Origin of the sequence: Streptomyces colwelliae (genome assembly GCF_048158785.1) — a bacterium.
GTDB lineage: Bacteria > Actinomycetota > Actinomycetes > Streptomycetales > Streptomycetaceae > Streptomyces.
This window is the reverse complement of the sequence record NZ_JBLTJC010000003.1, coordinates 1-26,716: the sequence shown is the minus strand read 5'-3', so window position 1 is coordinate 26,716 and position 26,716 is coordinate 1. Positions and strand designations below refer to the sequence as shown.

General features: G+C 70.5%; 28 protein-coding genes. 15 read left to right on the top strand and 13 right to left on the bottom strand.

The window, feature by feature from the left end; translation table 11 throughout:
- Positions 1-69: 69 nt before the first annotated feature.
- The 6 genes from ACNFOC_RS01140 to ACNFOC_RS01115 all read right to left on the bottom strand — a co-directional run bounded on the left by ACNFOC_RS01140 (position 70) and on the right by ACNFOC_RS01115 (position 4,498).
- Positions 70-771 (bottom strand): Clp protease N-terminal domain-containing protein, encoded by a 702-nt coding sequence (locus ACNFOC_RS01140; RefSeq protein ID WP_416955626.1) that lies wholly within the window; start codon positions 769-771, stop codon positions 70-72.
- Between the two features lie 105 nt (positions 772-876).
- Entirely contained in the window at positions 877-1,590 is a 714-nt protein-coding gene (locus ACNFOC_RS01135; protein ID WP_416955624.1) for an HAD family hydrolase, read from the bottom strand.
- Between the two features lie 9 nt (positions 1,591-1,599).
- On the bottom strand, positions 1,600-2,124 hold the full coding sequence (locus tag ACNFOC_RS01130; protein WP_416955622.1) for a hypothetical protein: 525 nt from the start codon (positions 2,122-2,124) through the stop codon (positions 1,600-1,602).
- Entirely contained in the window at positions 2,112-2,756 is a 645-nt protein-coding gene (locus ACNFOC_RS01125; protein ID WP_416955620.1) for a phosphatase PAP2 family protein, read from the bottom strand. The genes ACNFOC_RS01130 and ACNFOC_RS01125 overlap by 13 nt, the downstream gene beginning before the upstream one ends.
- 92 nt (positions 2,757-2,848) lie before the next feature.
- The gene (locus ACNFOC_RS01120; RefSeq protein ID WP_416955619.1) at positions 2,849-3,784 is read right to left on the bottom strand and encodes a M56 family metallopeptidase; all 936 of its coding nucleotides are present in this window, start codon (positions 3,782-3,784) and stop codon (positions 2,849-2,851) included.
- A 138-nt stretch (positions 3,785-3,922) separates the two neighbouring features.
- Complete coding sequence (locus ACNFOC_RS01115; RefSeq protein WP_416955618.1) at positions 3,923-4,498, bottom strand: DUF5134 domain-containing protein; 576 nt, start codon at positions 4,496-4,498, stop codon at positions 3,923-3,925.
- A 195-nt stretch (positions 4,499-4,693) separates the two neighbouring features.
- On the opposite strand from ACNFOC_RS01115, the gene ACNFOC_RS01110 reads away from it, so the two are divergent.
- The 3 genes from ACNFOC_RS01110 to ACNFOC_RS01100 all read left to right on the top strand — a co-directional run bounded on the left by ACNFOC_RS01110 (position 4,694) and on the right by ACNFOC_RS01100 (position 9,730).
- Positions 4,694-6,409 carry an FUSC family protein gene (locus tag ACNFOC_RS01110; protein WP_416955616.1) on the top strand — a complete coding sequence of 572 codons (1,716 nt, stop codon included), beginning with the start codon at positions 4,694-4,696 and terminating at the stop codon, positions 6,407-6,409.
- Positions 6,406-6,978 carry a MarR family winged helix-turn-helix transcriptional regulator gene (locus ACNFOC_RS01105; protein WP_416955614.1) on the top strand — a complete coding sequence of 191 codons (573 nt, stop codon included), beginning with the start codon at positions 6,406-6,408 and terminating at the stop codon, positions 6,976-6,978. Before ACNFOC_RS01110 ends, ACNFOC_RS01105 begins: the two co-directional genes overlap by 4 nt.
- Before the next feature lie 118 nt (positions 6,979-7,096).
- Positions 7,097-9,730, top strand: coding sequence for a cellulosome protein (locus ACNFOC_RS01100; protein ID WP_416955613.1), 2,634 nt, complete (start codon positions 7,097-7,099; stop codon positions 9,728-9,730).
- A 22-nt stretch (positions 9,731-9,752) separates the two neighbouring features.
- Here the strand turns inward: ACNFOC_RS01100 and ACNFOC_RS01095 are convergent, their stop codons facing one another.
- From ACNFOC_RS01095 to ACNFOC_RS01085, 3 genes are all read right to left on the bottom strand, one after another.
- Entirely contained in the window at positions 9,753-10,805 is a 1,053-nt protein-coding gene (locus tag ACNFOC_RS01095) for an aldo/keto reductase (protein WP_416955611.1), read from the bottom strand.
- 92 nt (positions 10,806-10,897) lie between these two features.
- Positions 10,898-11,662 (bottom strand): VOC family protein, encoded by a 765-nt coding sequence (locus ACNFOC_RS01090; RefSeq protein WP_416955610.1) that lies wholly within the window; start codon positions 11,660-11,662, stop codon positions 10,898-10,900.
- 98 nt (positions 11,663-11,760) lie between these two features.
- Positions 11,761-12,153 carry a VOC family protein gene (locus ACNFOC_RS01085; RefSeq protein ID WP_416955608.1) on the bottom strand — a complete coding sequence of 131 codons (393 nt, stop codon included), beginning with the start codon at positions 12,151-12,153 and terminating at the stop codon, positions 11,761-11,763.
- Between the two features lie 263 nt (positions 12,154-12,416).
- On the opposite strand from ACNFOC_RS01085, the gene ACNFOC_RS01080 reads away from it, so the two are divergent.
- The gene (locus tag ACNFOC_RS01080; protein ID WP_416955606.1) at positions 12,417-12,956 is read left to right on the top strand and encodes a GNAT family N-acetyltransferase; all 540 of its coding nucleotides are present in this window, start codon (positions 12,417-12,419) and stop codon (positions 12,954-12,956) included.
- Positions 12,957-12,977: 21 nt separating this feature from the next.
- On the opposite strand, the gene ACNFOC_RS01075 is transcribed toward ACNFOC_RS01080, so the two are convergent.
- Positions 12,978-13,661 (bottom strand): glycerophosphodiester phosphodiesterase, encoded by a 684-nt coding sequence (locus ACNFOC_RS01075; protein WP_416955604.1) that lies wholly within the window; start codon positions 13,659-13,661, stop codon positions 12,978-12,980.
- A 414-nt stretch (positions 13,662-14,075) separates the two neighbouring features.
- On the opposite strand from ACNFOC_RS01075, the gene ACNFOC_RS01070 reads away from it, so the two are divergent.
- The 5 genes from ACNFOC_RS01070 (at position 14,076) to ACNFOC_RS01050 (ending at position 18,691) form a co-directional block, all read left to right on the top strand.
- A complete protein-coding gene (locus ACNFOC_RS01070) occupies positions 14,076-15,473 on the top strand; it encodes a DUF6421 family protein (protein WP_416955602.1) in 1,398 nt (465 codons plus the stop codon).
- A 38-nt stretch (positions 15,474-15,511) separates the two neighbouring features.
- Positions 15,512-16,258: an SDR family NAD(P)-dependent oxidoreductase gene (locus ACNFOC_RS01065; RefSeq protein ID WP_416955600.1), complete on the top strand. Its 747-nt coding sequence runs from the start codon at positions 15,512-15,514 to the stop codon at positions 16,256-16,258.
- Entirely contained in the window at positions 16,255-17,325 is a 1,071-nt protein-coding gene (locus ACNFOC_RS01060) for a threonine aldolase family protein (protein WP_416955598.1), read from the top strand. Before ACNFOC_RS01065 ends, ACNFOC_RS01060 begins: the two co-directional genes overlap by 4 nt.
- A gap of 92 nt (positions 17,326-17,417) precedes the next feature.
- Positions 17,418-17,990 (top strand): transglutaminase domain-containing protein, encoded by a 573-nt coding sequence (locus ACNFOC_RS01055; RefSeq protein WP_416955596.1) that lies wholly within the window; start codon positions 17,418-17,420, stop codon positions 17,988-17,990.
- An 8-nt stretch (positions 17,991-17,998) separates the two neighbouring features.
- The gene (locus ACNFOC_RS01050; protein WP_416955595.1) at positions 17,999-18,691 is read left to right on the top strand and encodes a B3/B4 domain-containing protein; all 693 of its coding nucleotides are present in this window, start codon (positions 17,999-18,001) and stop codon (positions 18,689-18,691) included.
- A gap of 4 nt (positions 18,692-18,695) precedes the next feature.
- Here ACNFOC_RS01050 and ACNFOC_RS01045 read toward each other — a convergent pair whose 3' ends face one another.
- Complete coding sequence (locus ACNFOC_RS01045; RefSeq protein ID WP_416955593.1) at positions 18,696-19,424, bottom strand: lysophospholipid acyltransferase family protein; 729 nt, start codon at positions 19,422-19,424, stop codon at positions 18,696-18,698.
- A gap of 186 nt (positions 19,425-19,610) precedes the next feature.
- Entirely contained in the window at positions 19,611-20,027 is a 417-nt protein-coding gene (locus ACNFOC_RS01040) for a DUF4395 domain-containing protein (RefSeq protein WP_416955591.1), read from the bottom strand.
- 75 nt (positions 20,028-20,102) lie between these two features.
- Here ACNFOC_RS01040 and ACNFOC_RS01035 point away from each other — a divergent pair, with 75 nt between their 5' ends.
- The 4 genes from ACNFOC_RS01035 to ACNFOC_RS01020 all read left to right on the top strand — a co-directional run bounded on the left by ACNFOC_RS01035 (position 20,103) and on the right by ACNFOC_RS01020 (position 23,312).
- Positions 20,103-20,516, top strand: coding sequence for a TlpA family protein disulfide reductase (locus tag ACNFOC_RS01035; protein ID WP_416955589.1), 414 nt, complete (start codon positions 20,103-20,105; stop codon positions 20,514-20,516).
- A gap of 208 nt (positions 20,517-20,724) precedes the next feature.
- On the top strand, positions 20,725-21,240 hold the full coding sequence (locus ACNFOC_RS01030; protein ID WP_416955587.1) for a flavin reductase family protein: 516 nt from the start codon (positions 20,725-20,727) through the stop codon (positions 21,238-21,240).
- Between the two features lie 243 nt (positions 21,241-21,483).
- Positions 21,484-22,272, top strand: coding sequence for an electron transfer flavoprotein subunit beta/FixA family protein (locus ACNFOC_RS01025; RefSeq protein ID WP_262062823.1), 789 nt, complete (start codon positions 21,484-21,486; stop codon positions 22,270-22,272).
- A gap of 77 nt (positions 22,273-22,349) precedes the next feature.
- The gene (locus ACNFOC_RS01020) at positions 22,350-23,312 is read left to right on the top strand and encodes an electron transfer flavoprotein subunit alpha/FixB family protein (RefSeq protein WP_416955584.1); all 963 of its coding nucleotides are present in this window, start codon (positions 22,350-22,352) and stop codon (positions 23,310-23,312) included.
- Positions 23,313-23,378: 66 nt separating this feature from the next.
- Here ACNFOC_RS01020 and ACNFOC_RS01015 read toward each other — a convergent pair whose 3' ends face one another.
- Positions 23,379-24,278 (bottom strand): endonuclease/exonuclease/phosphatase family protein, encoded by a 900-nt coding sequence (locus ACNFOC_RS01015; RefSeq protein ID WP_416955582.1) that lies wholly within the window; start codon positions 24,276-24,278, stop codon positions 23,379-23,381.
- 184 nt (positions 24,279-24,462) lie between these two features.
- On the opposite strand from ACNFOC_RS01015, the gene ACNFOC_RS01010 reads away from it, so the two are divergent.
- Both ACNFOC_RS01010 and ACNFOC_RS01005 read left to right on the top strand, forming a co-directional pair.
- The gene (locus ACNFOC_RS01010) at positions 24,463-25,767 is read left to right on the top strand and encodes a DUF6986 family protein (RefSeq protein ID WP_416955580.1); all 1,305 of its coding nucleotides are present in this window, start codon (positions 24,463-24,465) and stop codon (positions 25,765-25,767) included.
- Between the two features lie 96 nt (positions 25,768-25,863).
- A partial coding sequence (locus ACNFOC_RS01005) for a serine/threonine-protein kinase (RefSeq protein ID WP_416955578.1) occupies positions 25,864-26,716 on the top strand: 853 nt, incomplete at its 3' end.

Here is a 26,716-nt window from a genome sequence, read left to right as displayed (position 1 = left end):
GGCGCGACCGCTGATCGTTTCGCCCTGCTGCTGAACTGCTGAACTGCTGAACTGCTGATCGCTTCGTCGCTACTTGCCGCGCCCGGCAAGCCTGTTGGCGATCTCGGCCTTGACCGTCTCCCGCAACTCGTCCGGCGTGAAGCCGAGGTTGCGGAGGATCCGCGCGGCCGGGCTCTCCTCGACGCGGATCAGGCCCAGCAGCGTGTGTTCCGTGCCGACCCAGTCGTGGCCCAGGTCGGCCGCCGCGCGGCGCGCCTGTTCGATGGCCTCCTTGCTCTCCGGTCGGAAGGCGATGTGCCCCCGCAGCGTCTTCTCCCCGGCCGGCGGCAACGCCTCCGTGATCGCGTCGCGGACGCGCTGCTCCGACTCGGTCTTCGCCACCAGCACCTCGTACGCCAGGCCTCGCGGTTCGCCGAGGAGGCCGAGCAGGAGGTGTTCGGTGCCGATGGAGTCGTGCTTGTGCGTTCGGGCGGCCTCCTGTGCCAGCACGATGCTGTGCCGGTTCAGGTTGGTGTACCGCTCGAAGGGGCCGGGTGCGTGCCGCTGTTGGGCGGCCTGCTTGGACACTCCGATGGCGTCGCCGATCTCGGTCCACGACGCGCCGACCTGCTTGGCCTTGCTGACGTAGTGGTCGATGAGCTGGTCGCCGAGGTCGGACAGGGTCTGGGCGCGCAGTCGCGCTTCGCTGATGCGAGCCAGTGCGTCGGTGTCGGGGAGCTCCTCGTCGAGGCGGGCGATCAGATCGGCGAGGCTGATGTCGAGTGGGCTCATGCGTCAACTTTAAATTGACGATGCTCAACCGTCAATCTGTAATTGACGATTGCTCCGAGGATGCTCCGCCTACTGCTCCGAGGGCGGTCCCGCGTACTGACCGGGTCAGCCCCGAGGCCCGCCCTGTCCCCGCCCGGCCAGCTCAAGCACTGGCCGCAGACTGTCCGGCCGCTCCGTCACCGGCCGGTGGTCCACGAAGTGCACCCCGCACCCCAGAGCCGCCGCTCCGCCGTCCGCCCGCCGGTCGTCGCCGACCATCAGCACGTCCTTCGGGTCGACACCGAGGGTCTCGCAGGCGACCGCGAACAGCCGCGGGTCCGGCTTCTGGATGCCGTGTTCGTACGACAGGACGTACGCTTCCACGTACGCGTCGAGCCCGTGCTCGCGGAACACCGGCCGCAGATCCCAACCGATGTTGCTGACCACACCCACGCCGATCCCGTGCTCGTGCAGGGTCCGCAGCACGTCCTCCGTGTCCGGGTACGGCGTCCAAGCGGCCGGCGTCATGTGCCGTTCGTACAGCGCGTCGTGCAACGCCGGGTCGGGGAGCGGGACTTGGCGTGAGACGCCGGTGTACGCGGCCCGGTGCAGCGCGGAACTCTCGTCCCGGATCGCCCACATCTCGGCGAACTCCTCGGGCAGTCGCTCCGGCTGCGCCCCGCCCGGCATCGCCCCGGCCGACTCCAGCGCCCGCGCCGCCTCGACCAACTCCGGTTCGGGCAGCGCGATCCCGGTCTCGCGCAACACGGCTCGCAGCCAGGACTCGGTTGACTCGATGCGGAAGAGGGTTCCGGAGAAGTCGAAGAGGACGGCATTCATGCGGTGATCTTACGCAGCGACATTCCACTCGGCGGGGAGACCGCTTCCGCAGAACACGCAGACGAAATCGCCCTCGCGCACGATGTTGATCTCCCGGCACGGTACGCAGCGCCGGAACACCACGGCGTGCGTGAAACCCGCAGGGCGGCCGATGCCGGCCAGGTCGAGCGCGCGGGCCACCGCATGCCACGAGCCGAGGTGCGGACAGTAACCGGTGGACAGGTTGCTGACCTCCCGGACGACCCAGAACCCCGTCGCCCGCTCGAATCCCATCTCGCCCGCACCCAGCACATCGGCGCCCCCGGCACACGCCACATGCTCACTCCGGCGCGGCGCGAGCCGCAGCAACCCGTCCAGCCCGACGACGTAGGTGAAGGGTTCGGCCAGCTCGGCCGTCTCCTGCCCGGCCAGCCAGGCGTTCAGGTCCCCGGCCGACCGTACGACCCGGCCCTCCGCACCCGGCCGCACGGCGGCCGGCAACTCCGGCGGTCCGACGTAGCCGTGCCGCCGCCCGGCCGCGCTCACACCCGCCACCGTTCGTACGTCCCTACGGCCACCGCCACCACGAGCGCCCCCAGAAGCCACCCGCCCACCACGTCCGACGGCCAGTGCACGCCCAGCCACACACGGGTCAGTCCCACACCCACCACGGAGATCACGGCCAGAGTCATGGCTGTACGCCACACAACGCGCCCGGTGCCGTAGTCGTGGAGCAGCCACAGCAGCAGGCCGCAGACCACCGTGGCGGTCATGGCGTGTCCCGAGGGGAAGGCGGCGTAGTGGGCCGAGTCGACGGGGTCGGGCCATACCGGGCGGGGGCGGTCGACCAGCGCCTTCAGGGCCTGCTGCAACAGTGTGCCCAGCGCACATGTGGTCGCCAGCCACAGAGCCGTCCACCATGCCGAGCGCCGCCAGACCAGCCACACCATGGCGGCCGCACACACAAGGCGCATGGTCAGCGGGTCCCAGACCCAGTCCGTCAGGATGCGGAACGCATGCGTCAGGCCGTGATCCTCGACCGCCCAGCGATGCGTGGTCCGGGCGATCCGCTCGTCGACGTCGATCAGCGGATGCCACTCCACCGCGACGAGGGTGAGGAGCAGCGCGGAGCACAGGGCGAGGGCGATGCCGGTCTGTCGAAGCGTCGGGCGGGGCGGGTAGTGCATGGAGTGATCCTCGCCGACTCGCGGTGCGCGGAGCCAACCCCGCCCCGGGGCGACATCCTCCTCGCCCCCACTTCGGCCCTGCGGGCCCTTCCTCAGCCGAGTGCCCGCAACCCCGGCACGAACGCCACCAGTACCGGAACCACCGGCACCAGCGCCGCCGTCGCGGTCAGGTCCAGGCGGCGCATCGCCGTGAGGCGGTCCGGGGGAGTGAGCAACCGGTGCACCCGCTGCGGGACATGGGCGTGCGGAGTCGGGCATGGCCCGAACACCCCGCGGTCCTCGTTGAGTTCGACCAGTGCGAGCGCGGTCGTGAGGCGGCCGAAACGCCGGGAGGCCATGTCGTCGGCGGCGAGTTCGACCAGCCGGTGCATCTCGTCCCGGAACGCGGCGAATACCGGGACCTGCGGAAACCCGTTGGCGAGCGCGCCCGAGCAGTGCAGCAGCCAGTCGTGCCGGGCCTGTGCGTGCCCCTGCTCGTGCGCGAGCAGCGAGTCCAGTTGCCGCCCCTTTAGGCGTCGCAACGCGGCCGTGGTGATGACCAGTTGGGGTGCGGTGCCGGACATCCACCAAGCGTCCGGCCGCTCTCCCTCCAGGATGACCAGCGGCTCGGCACCGGGCTCCTCGCCGGGCAACACCGGGGCGCGCACGAGGAGTTCGGCCCTCCGCAGCCGGCGTCGCGCCCGAGCCCGTACGACCTCACGGACCAGCATCGCCGCGGTCCACGCCCCGCCGCACGCGAGGGCCACCGCGGTCGTGGCGGCCCAAGGCCCGTTCGCCACAAGGGGATAGGCATCCACGACCGCATGCGGGGCGCTGGCGAACACATGGCCGCGCACCGCCTGCCACGCGGCGGCGGCGCTGAGCGTCATCGAGAGGGCGCAGCACAGGAGCACGGCCACCACCACGCACTGCCACACCCACAGCGCGACCACCGGCTCATGGTCCGCCCAGCCGGCCCGGGCGAGCAGCCGTGGGGCGACTACGGCGGCCAGGGCGCCGAGCAGCAACAGTGCCGCGGGGACCATCATGGGAGCACCCTATGAGCGCCGCGGTGATCAGGGGTACGGCTTGTCACGGCAAAGTGACGCAGACCACGATTTCGTACAACCGCGCCCCGGCTCACATCTCGGCATCTCGGCACCTCGGCACCTCGGCACCTCGGGGCGTCAGAGCGTCAGCAGCATCGCCACCATGCCGATCCCCATCGACAGCCGGCACGCCCGCGCCAACTCCGGCCGGTCGCCCCAGCCGACGCTCCCGGTACCGACGGCCGCGCCGGTGCCCGCGCCCGTGACCGCTCCGGCGGCGGGCACCAGCCGGATGCCCGACAGCAGTACGTAGCCCACGAAGTAGAGGAGCAGCACGCCCGTCACGAGCGGGACTCCGGAGTCGCCGTGGTCGTGGTGGTGCGCGGGCGAGGCGGCCATCGCGAGTGCCATGTAGACCATGGCCGCCGTGCCCAGCAGGTGGTGCACATGGTGCGGGCTCCTGCGCGCCGACCACAGGGCGCGCAGCGCCGCCGCGCCGAACACCGCCGCGTAACCGGGCCACGCCCACGACGGCGGTGTGAACACCGCCGCGGGTACGGCCATCGCGGCCATGCCGAAGCCCATCAGCGCCTCGCCGCCCGCGGCCCGGCGCTGTTCCTCGACGGGGCTGCGCATCCGCAGCAGGCAGTAGGCGCCGGTCGCCGCGCACAGCGCGACCAACAGCCAGCCGGGCGAAGCCGGTCCACCATGCACGCGCGTCCCCCGTTCCGCCTCGGATATCGCTCTCCGTCGACGTTCGGTCACAGGATGCCCGTGCCGCACGGGGCGCAATCGAGCGCAACGGTGTACACGGGGAGCACTCGGCGGCGCGCGGCAGGTCGGTGGCGCCCTTGAGGCATGCCCGGCGAAAATGTTTCATGAGTAAAACACCTGCTAATCTTATGTCCCATGAGCAGTGCGACCCCCGCCCCCACCCCGCGCGTCCGACGCCTCCCGCTCACCGGCGTGCTGCGCCTCGGCCGGCCCTCCGACATCTGGTTCAAACCCGCGCTCAGCGCGGTCGCCTCGGTCGCCCCGCCCAACCTGACCCTGCTGGCCCTCGGCCGCCTCGACCTGGCGATGTACACGATGGCCGGCTCCTTGTGCGCGCTCTACGCCCACAACAAGCCCTACGCCGCCCGGGCCCGCGCCCTGGTCTGGGTGGTGCTCGGGATGATCGCCGGTCTCGCCGTCGCGCTCGTCACGGCCTCCCTCACCACGAACGCCGTCGTGCTGGTCACGGTCGGCGCCGCCCTGGCCGCCGTACAGAAGGGACTGTGCGACGCGACCCGGATCGGCCCGCCCGGCAACGTGGTCCTCACCTTCATCAGCTCCGCGTCGCTCTTCGCACCGCAGACGCTCGGCCAGGTCCCCGGTCACCTCGCGCTCGCCGCCGCCGCGGGCGTCTGGGCATGGCTCGTCGGCATGGCCCCCGCACTCGTCCGCCCCTACGGCCCCGAACGCCGCGCCACCGCCCACGCCCTCGACGCCGCCGCCATGTACGCCGCCACACAGGGCACCGGAAAGAGCCATGCACGCGCGCGTGCCGATGACGACCACCCACGCGCGCGTGCCGCAGCAGCCGCCGCCGTCCACGCCGCCTGGCAGTCCCTCCTCGCCACCGGCACCCGCACCCCACCCCGACGCGCCCTCGAACGCCTCGTCGTCCGTGCCGAGGTCGCGCTCGCCGCGCCCGCCGACGCCGATCCGGAGCGGCTGCGCACCTGGGCCCGCGAACTGCGCGGCAGGGGTCCGGTCCCGCAGGCCGACGTCCCGGCGGGCGCCGTGGACGAGCTCCTCGGCGTGGATGCCGAACTCGCCGCCCCCGCCCGCCCGTTGTGGACCAGGCTCGGTCCGCTCACCCCCCTCGTGCTGCGTACGGCGCTCGGCTGTGCGCTCGCCGGATACGTCTCCCTCGCCCTCGGTGTCGGCCGGCCGTACTGGGCCCTCGTCACCGCGGCCTCCCTCTACCAGGCCAACATCACCCTCACCTGGGGCCGGGGTGTGCAACGGGTCGTCGGCAACCTCGCCGGGGTACTGGTCTTCGCCGTGGTCGCCCCGCTCGCCCACGCGCACCCGGCGGCCCTCGTGCTGTGCTGCCTCGCCTTCAACTTCGGGGCCGAGGCGCTGATCGGCCGCAACTACTGGCTCGGCAGCGTCTGTGTGACCCCGATGGCGCTGCTCATCACGGAGTTCGCGCGGACGCAGCAGCCCGGTGAGCTGATCGCCGAGCGGGTCGTCGACACCCTCGTCGGCGCGCTGGTCGGCCTCGTCGCCGCGGCCGTCGTCACCAACCGGCGCGCGACCGACCGTATCGAGGAGGCGCTGACCGCGGTGGAACGGGCCCGCGAGCGGGCCGCGCGCCTTCTCGCGGAGCAGGCTCCCGCGCGCGGGACCCTGGAATCCGCCCACCGCGCGCTCGCCGCCGCGCTGGTCGAACTGCGTGCCACCGCCGACGCCGCGTCCGGCGAGTGGTGGCAACGCGCCCTGCCGCAGGAGCGGGTCGTGCTCGCCGAACAGTCCGGACACCGTACGCTCGCCGCGACGGTACGACGCCGGGAGTCGCACTCCTGGCCGACCGTGGATCGGCGCACGGGCGGAAAGACGGAGGGCGTACGGGGATGACGGCAATGAACGGACGGCCGGTTGACGGGGACGGCGCGGCCCGCCAGGCCCCTCCGAGTGCGACCCGGCGCGACACCGTCGCCGCCGTGGTCGGGCAGTGGCAGACCGTGCACCCCGACCTCGACACCGGCCCGATGGAGATCATCGGCCGGATCAACCGATGCGCGGCCCTGCTCCAGCAGGCCGAGGACGCGCCGCTGCGCCGGGCCGGGCTCACCCGCCCCGAGTTCGACCTGCTCGGCGCGCTCCGCCGCACCGGGCACGAGCTGACGCCGAGCGAGCTGACCCGGGAGACCTTCTCCTCGGGCGCCGCCGTCACCAAACGCCTCAAGCTGCTGACCGAACGCGGGCTGGTCGAGCGCCGGGGCGACACCCGCGACCGCCGCGTCGCCCACGTCCGCCTCACGGACACCGGCCGCGACCTCGTCGACGCGATCCTGCCCGAACAACTCGCCTACGAGACGACCGTGCTCTCCGGTCTCGACACCCCCGGACAGGGCGAACTCGCCACCCTGCTCGGCGAGTTGCTGGTCCAGCTGGAAGGTCGACTGGGCATGCTGCGCGTCTGAGCCGTCGTACGCGCGCGCCGACGGACCGTTGACGCGAGTCGCGTGATCTCCCTACGTTCGATCAAGCCGGTTCGGGACGCCGACTGACGTACGACATGTCGAACAAGGGATTGATGCCGTGGCAGCCGCAGCCTCCGCCGCGCCCACCTCCGGGAACCTCACCATCGACCTCGGCGCCGACACGGGCCCCTTCCACGGCGGCGCGAGCGGCACGCTCTACGGCCTGTACGGCGACGGCGTCCCCAGCCGCAACGCCGTCGAAGGCATGTACGTCCGCACGGTCTCCACCAAGGCCCAGGACGGCACCCAGCATCCGGGCGCCGACGCCCTGGAGATCCTGCGCCCCTTCGTCGAGGCGGGCGGCAAGGACGTCTACGTCTACATGACCGACATCTACCGCGGCTTCCCCTACGAATGGCCCGGCGACACCGGAGCCGAACGCCTCGCCGGCTTCACGGCCCGCGTCCGCCGCCAGGTGGAGCAGGTGCTGACCCTCGGCGCGTACAAGTCCCATGTCGTGTACGTCCCGTTCAACGAACCCGAGGGCAACATGTTCGGCACGGGAGAGTGGGGCTACGACCAGGTCTCCTGGCGCACCGACCCGGCCCACTACTTCACCGCCTGGCGGGACATCCACCGCCTCATCAGGGAACTCGACCCCGGCGCCCGCATCGCCGGCCCCAACACCTGCCTCCTGTACGACGAGGTCAGGGGCTTCCTGGAGTTCGCCAAGTCCGAGGACGTACTGCCCGACGTCATCACCTGGCACGAGCTGTCCTCGCCCGACGAGATCCGCACGAGCGTCGCCAAGTACCGTGCGCTGGAAAGGGAGTTGGGCATCGGTCCGCTGCCCGTCAACATCAACGAGTACGCCCACAACTACCACTTGTCAGTCCCGGGCCAGATGATCCAGTGGATCGCCGCGATCGAGGAGTCCAAGGTCGACGCTGACATGGCGTACTGGAACATCGACGGCAACCTCAACGACTCGGTGGTAGAGGCCAACAAGGGCAACGGCCAGTGGTGGCTGTTCAACGCCTACGGGCAGTTCACGGGCCACACCGTCCAGGTCACCGCGCCCCACCCCAACGTCCAGTACACATTGCAGGGCGTCGCCGCGCTCGACCGTGCCAAGCGGCAGGCGCGGGTGCTGCTCGGGGGCGCGGGCGGCTCCGCGGACGTCGTGTTCGAGCACGTCGACTCTGAAATCTTCGGTACGACGGTCCATGCCCGGCTCCTTGAGATCCCTTGGACGGGTCAAGTCGGGGCCTCCGCCCAGCCGTTGAGGCTCGCCGATCGCGAACTCCCCGTGGCTGACGGCAAAGTGACGGTGCGTCTGACGGACCTGGAGGAGATGTCGGCGTACCAGGTGATCCTGTCCCCGGGCGGCAAGGGTGCCGTAGCGCTGCCGCCTTCGACCGGCTGGCGGCGCTCGTACCAGGCGGAGGACGCGGCCTACATCGGTGACGGCCACTCCCTGAGCGGGCCCGAGGGGTCCCCGTCCGACGTCGACAGGTTCGCGGGCTCGACCGGTTACCACGTGGGCGGACTCCGGACCGGCTCCGACGGCGTGCTCGTGTTCTCCGTGGAGGTCCCGGCGGACGGGACGTACGACGTACGTGTCTTCGCCAACTCCCACAACCTGGCCGACGCGGTGCGCGAGCAGGGCCCCACCAATGTCTTCCTCCGCGTCGACGGCCGGCACCCGCGGGAACTCCGGCTGCCGCTCGGCTACAAGTGGGCGGTGTGGGGCCACACCGACACCCGGGTCGAACTGACCGCCGGCGCGCACACCATCACCCTCGCCGCCCAGGACCCCGACCTCGGTGTCACGCGGGGCGACGCGGTCGTCGACCGGCTCGACCTCGCCCTGCGCGACGACCGGGTGACCGCACCCGCGCTGTACGACGCGGAGTTCGCGGCCCTGGGGGGTGGTGCTCGCGTCGACTACGGGTGGTCCGGAGCCTCGGGTCCCGGTGTCGTCGTACTGCCGAGGGGCGGCACCGCCACCTTCTGGGTGCACGCGGCGGAGGACAGGGAGGCGGCCGTGACCATCGACCGGATCGGCCCCGGGGAGGGCGAGTTGACGATCAACGGCGAGAACGTGGGGGTGATCAACGGCGAGAACGTGGGGATGATCGACGGAGGTGACATGAGGATTGTTGAACGATCCTCCATGCCCCTGTTCCTCATGTCAGGCATCAACAAGATCACCGTCACCGGCGCCTCGGACCAACTCGTCCTGGACCGCCTCCAGGTAGGCCCTTCACGCGGCCTCCTCCCCACCTCGACGCACCCGGCCGAGGAAGGCACGACGACCGGCAGCGCCAGGACCACCGGCGCCCACACGTTCGCCACGGGCGGCAAGTCCGTCGACGGCATCGGCGGCGGCCCCGCGAACGCCCTCACGCTCACCGTGACGGCGGAGCGGGCCGGCCGCCACGCGCTCACGATCCGCTACTCCAACGGCGAGCAGGCACCCGCCACCCACTACAACCCGGACCCGGTCTGCCGCCACGCGGACATCGCGGTCAACGGGGCCGCCCCGCACCGAGTCCTGTTCCCCACCACCTTCCACTTCAACAACTTCCACGACCTCTCCGTCCCCGTCACCCTCGACCAGGGCACCAACACCCTCACCTTCACCGCCGACGAACTCCCGGACCACGACGGGCACTCCAGGAACCAGTACGGCCAACGCTCCGCGTACGCCCCGGTGATCGACCGAGTGACGGTGACAGCGCTGGCCTGACGGCGCACCGGACGTCGAGGCGCTAGAGAACCTCGGTCACCGTACGGCGGTGGCCGGACCGCCGGTCGTCGATGTCGGCCCACCGGTCGCCGTAGATGGTCTGGACGACGGCCGGCTCCCGTACGAAGTCGTGCGGGAAGCCGAGCGTCACGGCGCTCACCTCGTCGAGTCGGGCGACGGCGTCGGCGTCGAGGCGGACATCGACGCAGGCGAGGTTGTCGGCGAGCTGGTGCTCCTTGGTGGCCGCGACGATGGGGACGACGTTGCCGGGCCGGCCCAGCAGCCAGGCCAGTGCGACCTGGGCCGGACTCCAGCCGCCCTGCTCGGCGATCTCCAGGACGGCGGTGATGACGTCCTCTTCGCGCGGGTTCGGCTTGTCGCCCCAGCTGTCGAGCCGGCCCGCCTCACCCAGGCGGTACTTGCCGGTGAGCTTCCCGGCCGCCAGGGGCGCCCAGGCCAGCACCGCCTGGTCGAACGCCCGGGCCTGCGGCAGCAGTTCACGCTCCGGCGTCCGCTCCAGCAGGTTGTAGCGCAGCTGCGAACCGGCGAACGCGGTCCAACCCCTCAGCTCCGCAAGCGTGTTGGCCTGAGCGATCTCCCACGCGGGCCAGTCCGAGACGCCGACGTACAGCACCTTGCCGCCGCGGACGAGGTCATCGAGCGCCCGCATCACCTGGTCGACCGGGGTGAAGTTGTCACGGGCGTGCACCCACAGGACGTCGAGCCGGTCCGTGCGCAGCCGGTCCAGGCTCGCCTCCACCGACCGCACCAGGTTCTTGCGGTGATTGCCGGCCGCGTTGACGTCCCCCGCGCGGGTCCCGCACGTGTACTTGCTGGCCAGCACGAACTCCTCGCGCCGTCCTTCGAGCAGTTCACCGAGGATGCGCTCGGACTCGCCACCCGAGTAGATGTCCGCGGTGTCGACGAAGTTGCCGCCCGCGTCGGCGTAGGCGTCCAGGAGCCTGGCGCTGGTCTCCTTGTCGGAGCCGTAGGCGGGGTCGTCGCCCATGACCATGGTGCCGAGGCTCAGCTCGCTCACGCGCAGACCGGTGTTGCCGAACAGTGTGTACCGCACGATCAGTTCCCCTTCAGGCAGGTCGTGCGGACGACGTTAGGAGCTGGAGCGCACTTCAACGCAAGATGGCGTCCCGCGGGCGAGGCACCGCCTCAGCCCTCCCCACTCTCCGCGTACACCCCGAACATCGCCCCCTGCGGATCCCGCAGCACCGCGATCCGCCGCACGTCGCCGATGGACGCCGGCTCCATGAGGACCGCGCCACCGGCGTCCGTCGCCGACGCGGCGGTGGCCTCGACGTCCGACACGGCGAAGTACGGCAGCCAGTGCGGCGGCACCTCCGGTGGGAACTTCGCGTCCATCGTCATCATGCCGCCGAAGTCGGCGCCGTCGATGCCCCATTGCGGGTAGTGCTCCGAGGGGCGGACGGTCCAGCCGAACACCGTCGTGTAGAAGGTCCGCGCCCGTTCCGGTGCCCGCGTCAGCAGCTCCACCCAGCCCAGCGCGCCGGGCGCGTTGAACAGCCCGGCGCCCGGGAAGGTCCGCGCCTGCCACATCTGGAACGCGGCGCCGCCCGGGTCGAGGGCGACCGCGAAGCGCCCGATGTCGAACACGTCGATCGGTTCCATCAGGAGGGTCCCGCCCTCCGTCCGCACCGCCTCGGCCGTCGCGTCGGCGTCCGCCACCGCGAACGACACGTTCCACGCCACCGGCTGCGACTCCTGGAACAGCGGTGTCAGCGCGGCGACCGCCGCGTCCCCGATGTGCGCGACCGTGTAACCGCCCGCCTCCGGCCGGGGATCGGTCTCCGGACGCCAGCCGAACACGTCCGAGTAGAACCGCTTGGCCGCCTCCAGATCACTGGTCCCGAGCTCGGTCCAGCAGGGCCCACCGGTCACCGGCCTGTCGAGCTTCATGGCGTTCCTTCCGCAGAAAGCTCCCCTCCCAGCACGCTAAGCCCGGGCCGCGACCCCGGCCATCCGGCAGGGAGGAGGGCGCCCTGACCGCCGTAGACCTAGATTCCCGGCCGGTACCTCAGCGGATGGTCCGCCGGTACCTCCACCATCACGATCCGTGTCCCGTCCGGATCCGAGATCCACATCTCCACCAGCCCCCAGGGCTCCTTCACCGGCGGCCGCACGATCTCGACCCCCTTCGCCCGCAGTTCCTCGTGCGCGGCCCCCGCGTCCGCGACCTGCAACCACAGCTGTACGGCGGGGGAGGGCGGGGTGGCGGAGCGCCCGGAGACCTCCAGGAAGCCGCCGCCGAGGAAGTAGACGGTCCCGCGTTCCGGGCCCGTGCCGAACTCGCGGTAGACGGGCAGGCCCAGTTGCTCGCCGTAGAAGGCGCGGGACCGCTCGGGATCGGTGGGGCGCAGCAGGATGCGGCTGCTCAGTACGTGCACCATGCGGCCGGAGCCTAGGGCCTGTCCGGCGGATCCTGTCGCAGACGCGGGGCGTGGCACGCACATCTGCGGCGTTGTCGTCGGTCGCCGACGCTCCGCGTCGCCTCCCTCCTCCGCCTTGCAGCTGCACGCACCACGCACCGCTCACCGGCACCGATCAGGTACCGCTGTCTTCCTGCGACCTGATCCGCCGGACAGGCCCTAGCCTCCGGGGCCGCGTTACCCTCGTCTCTGCCTGAGCCGCGCCCTGATCGGAGTTGTGCACCATGGACACCGCCGCCACCGGACTGACCTTCCGCGACGCCACCGACGCCGATGTGGACGCCCTCGTCGTGCTGATCGAGTCGGCCTACCGGGGTGACGACAGCCGGGCCGGCTGGACCACCGAGGCGGACATCCTCGAAGGGCAGCGGACCGATCCCGAGGGCGTGCTGGCGGTCATCAAGTCGCCGGACAGCCGGCTGCTGACCGTCGAGCGCGAGGGCAGCGTGGTGGCCTGTTGTCAGCTCGAACACCGGGGCGCGCACGCCTACTTCGGGATGTTCGCCGTCAGCCCGCAGCTCCAGGGCGCCGGTCTCGGCAAGGTGATCATCGCGGAGGCGGAGCGCGCGGCCCGGGAGACCTGGGGTGTGCGGGAGATGCACATGACCGTGATCTCCGTACGGAACGACCTGATCGCCTGGTACGAGCGCCGCGGCTATCGCCGTACGGGCCGGATGACCCCGTTCCCGTACGGCGACGAGCGGTTCGGCATTCCGCAGCGCGACGACCTTCAGTTCGAGCTGCTGGTCAAGGAACTCGCCTGATTCCTAAGGTTGTTCAGCCTGCTACGCCGTGAAGCGGCCGGTGCGTTTGATCTCCGGGTAGTCGGTGGTCGCGCCGTCCAGCCCCAGGGCCCGTACGAGCCGCAGCTGGTCCTGTGTGTTGACCACCCAGCCGATGATCTTCAGGTCCGCCTTGCGGGCGGCCTCGACGACCTCCAGGGTCAGCCTGCGGATGTTGAGACAGACCGTCTCGGCACCGGCCTCGGTGGCGCGTTCCACCACGTCGGGGCCGAAGCGGCTGGCGATCAGCGCGGTGCGTACGCCGGGCACCAGGCGGGCGATCTCGGCGATCGCCTCGTCGTGGAACGAGGACACCTCGACCCGCTCGACCAGGTTCCGCCGGTGCATGACCTCGGCCAGCGCCCGTGCCGCCGCAAGGTCCTTGATCTCGGCCTGGATCGGCGACCCGACCGCGTCCAGTACCTCTTCGAAGACGGGCACGCGCTCGCCGCGGCCAGCGTCCAGGGTGCGCAGCTCGCCGAGGGTCCGCTCGGCGGTCGGACCGGTCCCGTCGGTCGTACGGTCCACGTCGGCGTCGTGCATGACGACGAGGGCGCCGTCCTTGCTCAGATGCAGATCGAGTTCGATGACATCGAGGCCGGCCTGCTCGGCGGCGACGAAGGAACGGAGAGTGTTCTCGGGTTCGAGACCCATGACTCCGCGGTGACCGATGGTAAGGAAGTTCAAGGTTCAACTCGCTTCCGTCGACGGCGGCTCGGCACGCGCGCGTGGGCGCGGCCGGACACCGGCGTCCACGCGGCAGATCCGCAGCCTAATGGCCGGGCCCGGCGATGTACCCGCGCGTACACGGGGATTGGGGGCGACGGACGGGGAATGCCGGGAGCGGACTGCCCGTTGTCGTCACTCTGCCGTGGGCGAGTCCGGCGGCCATTGACCGAAACCGGCCCTCGGTGTCCCTAGGTCATAGGCATCCGTCTGCCTACCCCGCCACGGCGGAAGTAATCGCCTTCTTTGTGTCCGGCAGGAAAAAGGGCGGTGACGGATAGGAGGCGCAGGATAATTTGCTGGGCCCGCCTTGCTAGGGGAAACCATGAACGCATACGGTGTCCATACGCGAGGTTCTCCCGTGGAGGATGGGACATGACGGAAATTCTTGTGCAGGTGGGTTTCGAGGAGCGGCTTCCTCCCGTGACCAGGGTGGTGGAGCATCCGGCGTGGCCCGTGCTCAAGGATGCCGTGGAGCGGATCCGGCCATGGCAGTCGAAGGACGGGTCGATCGACTTCGCGGCCGAGGGTGCCCCGGGCCGCGCGGAGGCCGAGTCCGCCGTGCGCCGCGTGACGGACGCCGTCGAGGAGCTCTCCCCGCTGCTCCCGCATGACGCGGCCTACCACGCCGCCCTGGTCAGGGATCTGGTGCAGTGGGCCGACGACGGCTTCCAGGTGCCCGACTTCCTCGACTCGCTGCTGGCCTTCCAGCCCGCCGCGAACCGCCGGGACGGACTCCAGCACCTGGCGCTCTTCCCGATGTACACGCAGAACGGCAACCCGGACCGCAACCTCGAAGCGGTCGTCCTGCGCATGGTCTGGCCCGACTGGCTGGCCGAGCTGGAGGCGAGCCGCTACGACAACCCGCTGTTCTGCGGCATCACCTTCGAGGACTTCACGTCCGGCTACGACACCAACTCTGCCGTGCTCTTCCCGGAGACCATCGCCGTACGGCAGGCGCCGGAACGGTTCTCCTGGGGCGGCATCTTCTGCGACCGCGAGGCCGCCCGCTTCCGCCGGGTCACCGAGGCCGCCGTAGACATCCTGGGCATGCGACTGCCCGAGGACGTCGCCACGATGGTCGACGACCAGAAGCGCTGCGAGGAGGCCTTCGTCCTGTGGGACATGGTCCACGACCGCACCCACAGCCACGGCGACCTGCCCTTCGACCCGTTCATGATCAAGCAGCGCCAGCCGTTCTGGATGTACGGCCTGGAGGAGCTGCGCTGCGACCTCACCGCCTTCAAGGAGGCCGTGAAGCTGGAGGCCGACGGCGTTCCGCAGGCCCGTGACGTGCAGTACGCGGTCCTCTGCGACCGCATGTTCCGCTTCCCGGTCACCGGCGAGCGCGTCCGCAACTACGACGGACTCGGCGGCCAGCTCCTCTTCGCCTACCTGCACAAGCACGACGTCGTCCGCTGGACCGACAACAAGCTGCACATCGACTGGCGGCGCGCCCCCGAGGTCACCAACCAGCTGTGCGCCGAGATCGAGGACCTCTACCGCGCGGGCATCGACCGCCCCAAGCTCGTCCACTGGTTCAAGGCCTACGAGCTGGTCGCGACCTATCTCGCCCCGCACCCGGGCTCCAAGTGGGCCAAGGGTCCGGACGCCCTCGACCTGAGCCAGCCGCCGCGGAAACTCGTGGATGACGTGCTTCCGGACGAGTTTCCGCTGAGCATGTTCTATGAGGCTCTCTCCAAGAAGCTGAAGAACGTGATCGCGTCGACCCGGGGCATCACGGCGGAGAGCGCCGAGCGGATCGCCGCGTGAGCGGCCGCACCACAGAACTGGCTCAGGAGGCGAGGACCATGGGGAACGGGGCGCTCAACGGCGCGGTGATCGCGGTGGCCGGAGCGGGCGGGCCCGCCGGGCGTGCCGTGCTGCTGCGGCTGGCCGAGGCGGGCGCGACCGTCGTCGGCGCGGACGCGCATCCCGAACGTCTGGCGGAGGCCGTGGACGCGGCCCGCTACGCGCACGGCGGCGCCACGGTCGTCGGGGACACCGTCGACCTGCTCGACCCGCAGGCGACCCGCGACTGGGCCGAGCACATCGAGAAGGACTTCGGCCGCGTCGACGGCCTGGTCCACCTCGTCGGCGGCTGGCGCGGCAGCGCGTCCTTCACCGACACCGACCTCGCCGACTGGGACCTGCTGGAGAAGCTGCTCATCCGCACCGTCCAGCACACCTCCCTGGCCTTCTACGACGGCCTGGAGCGCAGCGACCGCGGCCGCTACCTGCTGATCAGCGCGGCGGGCGCCAGCAAGCCCACGGCGGGCAACGCGGCGTACTCCGCCTCGAAGGCCGCCGCCGAGGCGTGGACCCTCGCGATGGCCGACGGCTACCGCAAGGCGGGCGGCGAGGACGGGCCCAGCTCCGCGGCCGCCGTCATGGTGGTCAAGGCGCTGGTGCACGACGCGATGCGCGCCGAACGCCCCAACGCGAAGTTCGCGGGCTTCACCGACGTCAAGGACCTCGCCGAGGCCATCGCCGGCGTCTGGGACAAGCCCGCCGCCGAAGTGAACGGAAACCGTCTGTGGCTGACCGAGAAGCCGTGAACCCTCCGAAGACCGACGCCCGTCGCCATCACGACCCGGAGATCCGCGGCTTCGCCAGCGACAACTACGCCGGCGCCCACCCCGAGGTGCTCGCAGCCCTGGCCCTCGCCAACGGCGGCCATCAGGTCGCGTACGGCGAGGACGACTACACCGACCACCTCCAGGGCATCATCCGCAGCCACTTCGGGGCTACGGCCGAGGCCTTCCCGGTCTTCAACGGCACCGGCGCCAACGTCGTCGCGCTCCAGGCGGTCACCGACCGCTGGGGCGCGGTCATCTGCGCGGAGAGCGCCCACATCAACGTCGACGAGGGCGGCGCCCCCGAGCGCATGGGCGGGCTGAAGCTCCTCACGGTCTCCACCCCGGACGGCAAGCTCACGCCCGAACTGATCGACAAGCAGGCCTACGGCTGGGACGACGAGCACCGCGCGATGCCGCAGGTCGTCTCGATCACCCAGAGCACCGAACTCGGCACCCTCTACACGCCCGACGAGATCCGCGCGATCTGCGACCACGCCCACGCCCACGGCATGAAGGTGCACCTCGACGGTTCCCGGATAGCCAACGCGGCCGCCTCCCTGGACGTCCCGATGCGGACGTTCACCAACGCGGTCGGCGTCGACATCCTCTCCCTCGGGGGCACCAAGAACGGTGCGCTGTTCGGCGAGGCGGTCGTCGTCATCAACCAGGACGCCGTCAGCCACATGAAGCACCTGCGCAAGCTGTCCATGCAGCTCGCCTCCAAGATGCGCTTCGTATCAGTGCAGTTGGAGGCGCTGCTCGCCAAGGACCTGTGGCTGCGCAACGCCCGCCACGCCAACGAGATGGCCCAGCGCCTCGCCGAGGGCGTGCGCGCGGTGCACGGTGTGGAGATCCTCTACCCGGTGCAGGCCAACGGCGTCTTCGCCCGCCTCCCGCACGACGTGAGCGAGCGCCTTCAGCAGCGCTTCCGCTTCTACTTCTGGGACGAGGCCGCCGGCGACGTCCGCTGGATGTGCGGCTTCGACACGACCGAGGACGACGTGGACGCGTTCGTGGCGGCGCTCAAGGAGGAGATGGCCCGCTAGGCCCACCGACTCCAAGTCCCTCTGTGCATAGGTATGCGATTGCCTGAAAAGTCATTGACTCTCGGGTGATCGCTTTCCTATGCTCTGCGGTCATGGAGCTGATCCAGAACACCCCCGACCTGTCCGCCTACTTGGCCGCTGACGAGGTCATCGACCATGACCATCCCCTCGTACGGGAGACGGCCGCACGTCTCGCCAAAAGCGCCACGGACTCGTATGGCTATGCACGCCTCGCGTTCGAGTTCGTCCGCGACACCATCCCGCACTCGCAGGATTCCGGCGATCCGCGCGTCACCTGGCGGGCCTCCGACGTCCTGGAGCAGGGCACCGGCATCTGCTACGCGAAGGCGCACGCGCTGGCCGCGTTGCTGCGGGCCGAGGACATTCCTACGGCGTTCTGCTATCAGAAGTTCGATGTGGTCCACGGGTTGGTCGCCGTGCGGTTCAACGGGGCCTGGCACCGGCAGGATCCGCGCGGCAACAAGCCGGGCGTGGACGCACAGTTCTCCCTCGACGGCGAGCGGTTGGCCTTCGTACCCGATCCAGAGTTCAATGAGCTGGACTATCCGGTCCTGTACGCTGAACCACACCCGGTCGTGCTGAGTGCCCTCAAGGTCGCCACCGACCGGCCGCACCTGTGGCAGACACTCCCGACCGCACTCTGAGGCAGACCATGACCCTCACCCTTACTGTGTCCGACGAAGTCCGCGCCCTCGCCCCCGGGTTCACCCACGTGGCGATCGAGGCGACCGGACTGGTCAACGGGCCGAGCACCGACGCGAGTTCGGCGCTCCTCGACGACGCGGCCCGCCGACTGGCCGTACGGCTGGACGGGCGCGCGCCGCACGAGGATCCGCACATGGTGGCCTGGCGCGAGGTGTACACGGCGTTCGGGTCGAAGCCGTCACGGACCCGCAACTCGGCTGAGGCGCTGGCCAAGAGGGCGCTTTCCGACGGCGGGCTGCCCCGGATCAACGTGCTGGTCGACCTCTACAACGCCATCAGCGTCGCCCACTTGATCCCCGTCGGGGGAGAGGACACCGACCGTATCCAGGGTGCGATGACCCTTCAACGGGCCGCCGGGGACGAGGAGTTCGTGACCGTCGCGGGCGGCGAGGAGGTCGTCGAACATCCCGACGCGGGTGAGGTCGTGTGGCGCGACGCGGCCGGTGTCACGTGCCGCCGCTGGAACTGGCGGCAGGGGCCGCGCACCAGGCTCACGGAGGAAACCGCCTCCGCCGTCTTCCTGCTGGAGAGTCTGGCGCCGATGCCCGTCGCCGAGGTCGAGCGTGCGGGCGCCGAACTGGCCGAGCTGCTCGAGAAGTTCAGCCCCGGGGCGCGGATCACCGTCCACGCCCCGGCGTGACGATTCAGCGCGCCTCGGCCGCCTTGACCTCTTCGGGGGTCGGTGCCGTGCCGCCGAGATGGGCCGGCATCCACCACGTGTCGTCCGGGCCCTTGGGCCGTACCGGATAGGCGCGTTGGGCGGCTTCGAGCAGCTCCTGGACGCGCTCGCGCAGTCGGCGGGTGATCGCGCCCGCGTACTGGTCCTGGGGGGCCTCCACCGGCTCGCCGACCCGGATGGTGATCGGGGTGTGGCTGCGCTTGAAGTTCTTCGGGTGGCCCTTGGTCCACAGGCGCTGAGTGCCCCACAGTGCCATCGGGATCAGCGGGACGCCGGCCTCCTGGGCCATGCGCGCCGCACCGGACTTGAAGCTCTTCAGGGTGAAGGACTGGGAGATCGTCGCCTCGGGGAAGACGCCGACGATCTCCCCGGACCGCAGCGACTCCAGCGCGTGCTGGTACGCGGTCTCGCCCTGCTTGCGGTCCACCGGGATGTGCTTCATGCCGCGCATCAGCGGACCCGAGATCTTGTGCCGGAACACCGACTCCTTCGCCATGAAGCGCACGAGGCGCTTCTGCGGCAGGGTGGCCAGACCGTCGAAGATGAAGTCCAGGTAGCTGATGTGGTTGCTGACCAGCACGGCGCCGCCCGAGCGCGGAATGTTCTCCGACCCCTTGCAGTCGATCTTGAGGTCCCAGGCCTTGAACAGCGTTTGGGCGAGACCGATGACGGGGCGGTAGACAAGCTCAGCCATGGACGGGGTGGACCCTTCTCTCTGCCTGGAAGGGGTTCTCCGGGCGGGAAAGCTACGCAGCCGTAGGTTTACGGCATTGCGCAGATCGTGCCCCAAGAACGAACGAGTGGCCAGTCCTCGTGCCGCAGAACGGCGAGATCCTCGTCACGTCGATCGCTTGATCCACCTCGGCCTTTTAAGCGGCCTTTACTGTGCGCGTACCGCCACCCGACGCACGAGCAGGTACATCTCGCACCCCAGGCAGTACCCGAACGCGGCATTGAGGAACGCGGCCGCCAGCGCGGCCCCCGTCGCCGCGAGCCCGAGCCAGTCGGGACCCAGGCCGAAACCGACCAGACCCACCCCGGCGAAGATCAGCCCGACCGCCTGCGCGAACCGCGGCGGCTCCGGTGACTCGAACTCGGTCGGCGGCCCGATCCGGGGCCGTACGGCCTTCCGGAACAGCCAGCCGTACGGCGAACGGCCCACGCCCCCCGCCGCGCCCAGTGCGAACGCCAGGGTCTGCCAGGCCAGCAGCCAGAAGCTGCCGGTGATCAGCACGACCGCCAGTACCACGGTCGTCAGGGCCGCTCCGAAACGCGGTCCTCTTACGTCGATGTCCATGAATCAAGGATTCCGCAACGGAAAGGATTCGTGGTGCCGGGAATCTTTGCAGTCTCGTGAACGCTGGAAGGGTCGATGAGCGGACTTGTGGTGTGCGTGGTGGTGCTCGCGGCGGCGAGCGCCTACGGAGTGCTGCATCGGCGGCGGAGCGGGAGAGTACGCGTGCGTGGGCGCGACGGCGGAAAACGGCTCGGCGCCGCGGAGCTGGGCGGCGACCTCGGCGAGAAGGCCACCCTGGTGCAGTTCTCCAGCGCCTTCTGCGCGCCCTGCCGGGCCACGCGCCGGGTGCTGGGTGAGGTGGCCGGCATGGTCCCCGGTGTCCATCACATCGAGATCGACGCCGAGGACCACCTGGACCTCGTACGGGAACTCGACATCCTGAAGACCCCCACCGTGCTGGTTCTCGACGCCGACGGGCGGGTCGTACGGCGTGCCACCGGCCTCCCCCGCAAGGCGGATGTCATCGCGGCTCTGGGGGAGGCGGTCTGACGGTCGTGACGACGACGGTGAGTCATCTCCCATATATCGGAACGTACTTGACTGTGCGCACCACCTATCGTCAGCCTGACCGTATGCCTTCGGAACTCCTTCTCTACGGGCGGGTGCACGTCGACCTGGCCCGCACCGCGAGCGCGCGCTGTCCGGGCTGTTGAGCAGCGACGGACCCCGCTCGTCCCCTCGGCAGAAGGACAGTTCCATGACGGCCACGCCCGACCTCGGCACCCGTTCCCCTCAGCACGCCTCTCCCGACCTGCTGCGTTCCGTCTTCCGGCAGCACGCGGCCGGTGTGGCGGTGATCACCGCGCGCGGTGAGAACGGCCCGGTCGGCTTCACCGCCACCTCGCTCAGCTCCGTCTCCGCGCAGCCCCCGATGCTGTCCTTCGGGATCAGCACCGGCGCCTCCAGCTGGCCCGCGATATCCGGGGCCGACCATGTGGGTGTCCACATACTCGGCGAGCACCAGGAGCAGTTGGCCGCCACCTTCGCCCGCAGCGGCGCCGACCGGTTCGGGGAGCCCACCGTCTGGCGCGAGGGTCCCGAGGGTGTGCCGGTCCTCGACGACGTGCTCGCCTGGCTGGTGTGCCGGGTCGTCGCGCGCGTGCCCGCCGGGGACCACCGCATCGTGCTGGCCGAGGTCGTCCTCGGCGACCCCGCGGGCTCCGGCCGCCCGCTCCTCTACCACCAGGGCCGCTTCAACGGGCTGCGTGACTGAGGCCACTCCGGGTGGGTGACGGGCCACCCTGCGGAAGCGTCGAGTTCCGATTACGCTGCGTTGCACAGGTCACAGTTCAAAGCGCTTGCTTAGCGGGCACCCCTTGGGGGAGCGTAGGAGTGCGTACTGGCGAGTAATATTTCGCTCGGAGCACCGGTCGCCCCCACCGGGAACGGCCGTTCAGGGCGCCTATGCTGCCTGGAAGTAGGCAGCCGAAAATGACGATGCAGTAGGAGAGCCGGCGTGAGCTTGAGGATCGTTGTCACTGTGAAGTACGTGCCCGACGCCACTGGCGACCGGCACTTCGCCGATGACCTGACCGTCGACCGGGACGACGTGGACGGTCTGCTCTCCGAGCTCGACGAGTACGCGGTCGAGCAGGCGCTGCAGATCTCCGAGAACTCGGACGACGACGTGGAGATCACCGTCCTGACCGTGGGCCCGGAGGACGCCAAGGACGCCCTGCGCAAGGCGCTGTCCATGGGCGCCGACAAGGCGATCCACGTCGAGGACGACGACCTGCACGGCACCGACGTCATCGGCACCTCCCTGGTGCTGGCCAAGGCGATCGAGAAGGCCGGCTTCGACCTGGTCGTCTCCGGCATGGCCTCCACCGACGGCACCGCCGGTGTGATCCCCGCCCTGCTGGCCGAGCGCCTGGGCGTCCCGCAGGTCACGCTGCTCTCCGAGGTCTCCGTCGCGGACGGCGTCGTCAAGGGCCGCCGTGACGGCGACACCGCCAGCGAGCAGCTCGAGGCGTCCCTGCCGGCCGTCGTGTCCGTCACCGACCAGTCGGGCGAGGCGCGTTACCCGTCCTTCAAGGGCATCATGGCCGCCAAGAAGAAGCCGGTTCAGGCCTGGGACCTCTCCGACCTGGAGATCGACACCGACGAGGTCGGCCTCGAAGGCGCTTGGACGGCTGTCGACTCCGCGGCCCAGCGCCCCGCGCGCACCGCCGGCACGATCGTCAAGGACGAGGGCGAGGGCGGCAAGCAGCTCGCCGAGTTCCTCGCGGGCCAGAAGTTCATTTAAGGCCCCCGGGTCAAGGCCCAACTCGCTTACCGCCCCTCAGACTTCCAGACTTCGCAAGCACGCAGGAGACCATTCCCATGGCTGAAGTTCTCGTCTACGTCGACCACGTGGACGGTGCCGTCCGCAAGCCCACCCTGGAGCTGCTGACCCTGGCCCGCCGTATCGGCGAGCCCGTCGCGGTCGCCCTCGGCCCCGGTGCCGAGAACACCGCCGCCGCGCTCGCCGAGCACGGCGCGGTGAAGGTCCTCACCCACGACGCCGCCGAGTACGCCGACTACCTCGTCGTACCGAAGGTCGACGCCCTCCAGGCGGCCTACGAGGCCGTCTCCCCGGCCGCCGTCCTGGTGCCGTCCTCCGCCGAGGGCAAGGAGATCGCCGCCCGCCTCGCGGTGCGCATCGGCTCCGGCATCATCACCGACGCCACCGACCTGGAGGCCGGTGCCGAGGGCCCGGTGGCCACGCAGTCGGTGTTCGCCGCCTCCTTCACCACCAAGACCCGTGTCTCCAAGGGCACCCCGGTCATCACCGTGAAGCCGAACTCGGCCGCCGTGGAGGCCGCCCCGGCCGCCGGCACCGTCGAGGCCCTCGCGGTCACCTTCTCGGACAAGGCCACCGGCACCAAGGTCACCGCGCGCACCCCCCGCGAGTCGACCGGCCGCCCGGAGCTGACCGAGGCCGCGATCGTCGTCTCCGGTGGCCGCGGTGTGAACGGCGCGGACAACTTCGCGATCATCGAAGCTCTCGCCGACTCCCTCGGCGCGGCCGTCGGCGCCTCGCGTGCCGCCGTCGACGCCGGCTGGTACCCGCACTCCAACCAGGTCGGCCAGACCGGCAAGAGCGTGTCCCCGCAGCTGTACATCGCCAACGGCATCTCCGGCGCGATCCAGCACCGCGCGGGCATGCAGACCTCGAAGACGATCGTGGCCGTCAACAAGGACGCCGAGGCCCCGATCTTCGACCTCGTCGACTACGGCGTGGTCGGCGACCTCTTCGACGTCGTCCCGCAGCTCACCGAAGAGGTCAACTCCCGCAAGGGCTGATCTCTGGCCGATGCCTTTCAGGCCGTACGAGGCTCCCGTGACCCATGTGGTCGCGGGAGCCTTCGTTCATCCCAGGCTGATGGTCGACTGCACGGGCAGATGGTCGCTCGGGAACTGGCTGTTCTCGGAGAAGGTGTTGAGGGCCGTCCGGCGCACGGTGACTCCCGGGGTGACCAGGATCCAGTCGATGCGCGGACCGCCCGGCACGAGCGCGCGGTAACCGTGGAAGCTGCCGTAGAGCTGCCCCCGCGCGGCCGCCGCGTCCCAGGTGTCCCTGAGGCCCGCGCCCGCGTCCAGCATCGTGGAGTAGACCGAGGTGGTGTACGCGGCGGTGTTGAAGTCGCCGGTCACCACGAGCGGCAGGGAGCTGTCCAGGGTGGCGATGCGTTCGGCGATGAGCGTGGCGGCACGCTCGCGTGCGTACTGACTCGCGTTGTCCAGGTGGGTGTTGAGGACGTAGAACTCCCGCTTGCCGTCCCCGAGATCGCGGAAGCGGATCCAGGTGGCGATGCGCGGGTGGGCGCCGCCCCAGGTGTTCGACCCGATCACGGCGGGCGTGTCGGAGAGCCAGAACTGGTCGTACTCGACGGGGGCGAGGCGGCGGGTGTCGTAGAAGATCGCCGTCTCCTCGTCGAAGCTGCCGCCCTTGCGGCCGCCGCCGATCCAGTCGTAGTGCGGCGCCAGGTCCTCCTTGATGTCCTGGAGCTGCGCGTAGAGGCCCTCCTGGGTGCCGATGATGTCGGGGGCCGCGCGGAGCAGCAGATCGCGCATCACCGGGCGGCGGACCTTCCAGCTGTTGGGCTCGTCGGTACTCGCGAAACGCAGGTTGAACGTCATGACGTCCAGCAGGCGGATCTCGTTCCGGACGGCGCCGGAGCGTACGGTTCCGATCAGTGGCAGGGCGACGGCGGCCGCGACCAGTGTGGTGAGTCCCGCGCGACGGGTAACCGTCCTGACAGTCGGCATGTGCGTCCCCTCCCCTTGCGAGTCAGGATGAAGGGGCGAAGGGCTGGACGGAAGAGGGCCTCGGGGCGGCAGTGAACGCCCGGGTTCACGGCGTGGACAGGGTGTTGACCGGCGGGAAGCTCCACGGATAACTTCGCTCTACGGATTGTTGATTCCGTAGAGCGGAAAACTGGAGGGTGTGGGAATGGGTCACGGCGAGCAGGAGAAGGTGGCGACGAGCCTCGCGGGCGCGGTCAGCGAGGAGATCAGCGCCTCCCTGGCACCGGTCGACGCCGAACTGGAGCGCCGCTACCCCGGCGACCCCGGCACCCGCCAGCCCGTCCACACGGTCTACGTCCCCGGTGACGCCTTCGCCGCCGACACGATCCGCACCTGGGGCGACCGGGCGCTGGCCGCGCTCGACGAGCACGCCCCCGACGCGGCCTCCTTCGCCGCCGTCCTCGGCCTCTCCGACGACCTCGCGGAGCCCGTCCACGCGCGCGTGCGGGCCAAGTTGGAGCGCGAGCCCATCGAGGACCTGCGCGTCGACTTCGAGGACGGCTATGGCCCCCGCCCCGACGCCGAGGAGGATGAGGCCGCCGCCCGCGCGGCCCGCCTGATCACCGAGGCGTACGAGAAGGGCACGGCGGCGCCGTACATGGGCATCCGGATGAAGTGCATGGAGGCGCCGGTGCGCGACCGCGGCATCCGCACCCTCGACATCTTCCTGACCGGACTCATGGAGGCAGGCGGGCTGCCCGACGGGCTGGTCCTGACCCTGCCCAAGGTCACGTACGCCGAGCAGGTCACCGCGATGGTGCGCCTCCTGGAGGCCTTCGAGGAGGCGCGCGGGCTGGAGCGGGGCCGGATCGGCTTCGAGATCCAGATCGAGACCAGCCAGTCGATCCTCGCCACCGACGGCACGGCGACCGTCGCCCGCATGATCCAGGCCGCCGAGGGCCGCGCCACCGGCCTGCACTACGGCACCTTCGACTACAGCGCCTGCCTCGGCGTCTCCGCCGCCTACCAGGCCAGCGACCACCCGGCCGCCGACCACGCCAAGGCGATCATGCAGGTCGCCGCGGCGGGGACGGGGGTGCGTGTCTCGGACGGCTCGACGAACGTCCTTCCCGTCGGCCCCACGGCCAAGGTCCACGACGCCTGGCGGCTCCACTACGGCCTCACCCGGCGCGCCCTGTCCCGCGCCTACTACCAGGGCTGGGACATGCACCCCGGCCACATCCCCACCCGCTACGCGGCCGTCTTCGCCTTCTACCGCGAGGGCTTCGAGCAGGCAGCCGCCCGCCTCTCCCGCTACGCCAACCACGCCGGCGGCGACGTCATGGACGAGCCCGCCACCGCCAAGGCACTCAGCGGCTATCTGCTGCGCGGCCTGGACTGCGGCGCCCTCGACATCGCCGAGGTGGCCAGGGCGACCGGGCTGACCCGGATGGACCTGGAGGGCTTCGCGGCACCGCGCCGGGGTGACCTGACGGCATCCGCCAAGTAGCGGACCTGTCACAGGTGTTGGCGCCGGCTTCTGTTGTCACCGCCGCCCCGTAGGCTGTACGGCGTTCATGGATGTGCCACAGGAACGGAGCGGGCGGTGCCTTCGGGGGAGAGCGGACGCGTGGACGGGGTCGACCGATTGCTGGCCGGGCGCTATCGCGTCGTGGACCGACTCGGGCGTGGCGGCATGGGCGTCGTCTGGCGGGCCGTCGACGAGGTCCTCGGCCGCGAGGTCGCCGTCAAGGAACTGCGCACCTTCACCGACGCCCACGGACCCGAACTGGCCGACCTGCGCCTGCGGATGCAGCGCGAGGCGCGGGCGGCGGCGCGGATCCGCCATCCCGGCGTGGTCGCCGTGCACGACATCGCGGAGGTCGACGGACGCCCGCTGATCGTCATGGAGTTGATCGACGGCCCGTCCCTGGACGACGTGTTGGCGGAGCGCGGCCCGATCGATCCGCGCGAGGCGGCCGGGATCGGCGCGAAGGTGATGGAGGCGCTGGCCGCGGCCCACGCCGTCGGCGTCCTGCACCGCGATGTGAAGCCCGGCAACATCCTCCTGGACCGCTCGGGCCGCGTCGTCCTCACGGACTTCGACATCGCGACGATGGACGACCCGGGCGACGGCTCCGCCACCCACCTCACACGGAGCGGCGAACTCATCGGCTCCCTGGACTACTTGGCCCCCGAACGGGCGCAGGGCGCGGACCCGGGCCCGGCGTCGGACGTCTGGGCCTTGGGCGCGACCTTGTACGCGGCGGTCGAGGGCGCGTCCCCGTTCCGCCGCACGTCCACGTACTCCACCCTCACGGCGATCGTCTCCGAGCCCTTGCCGGAACCCCGGCGGGCGGGGCGGCTCGGGCCCGTTCTGCGGCAACTGCTGGAGAAGCGGGCGGAGTTGCGGCCGGGGGCGGATTCGGCGCGGGAGTTGTTGGAGGGGGTTGCGGGGG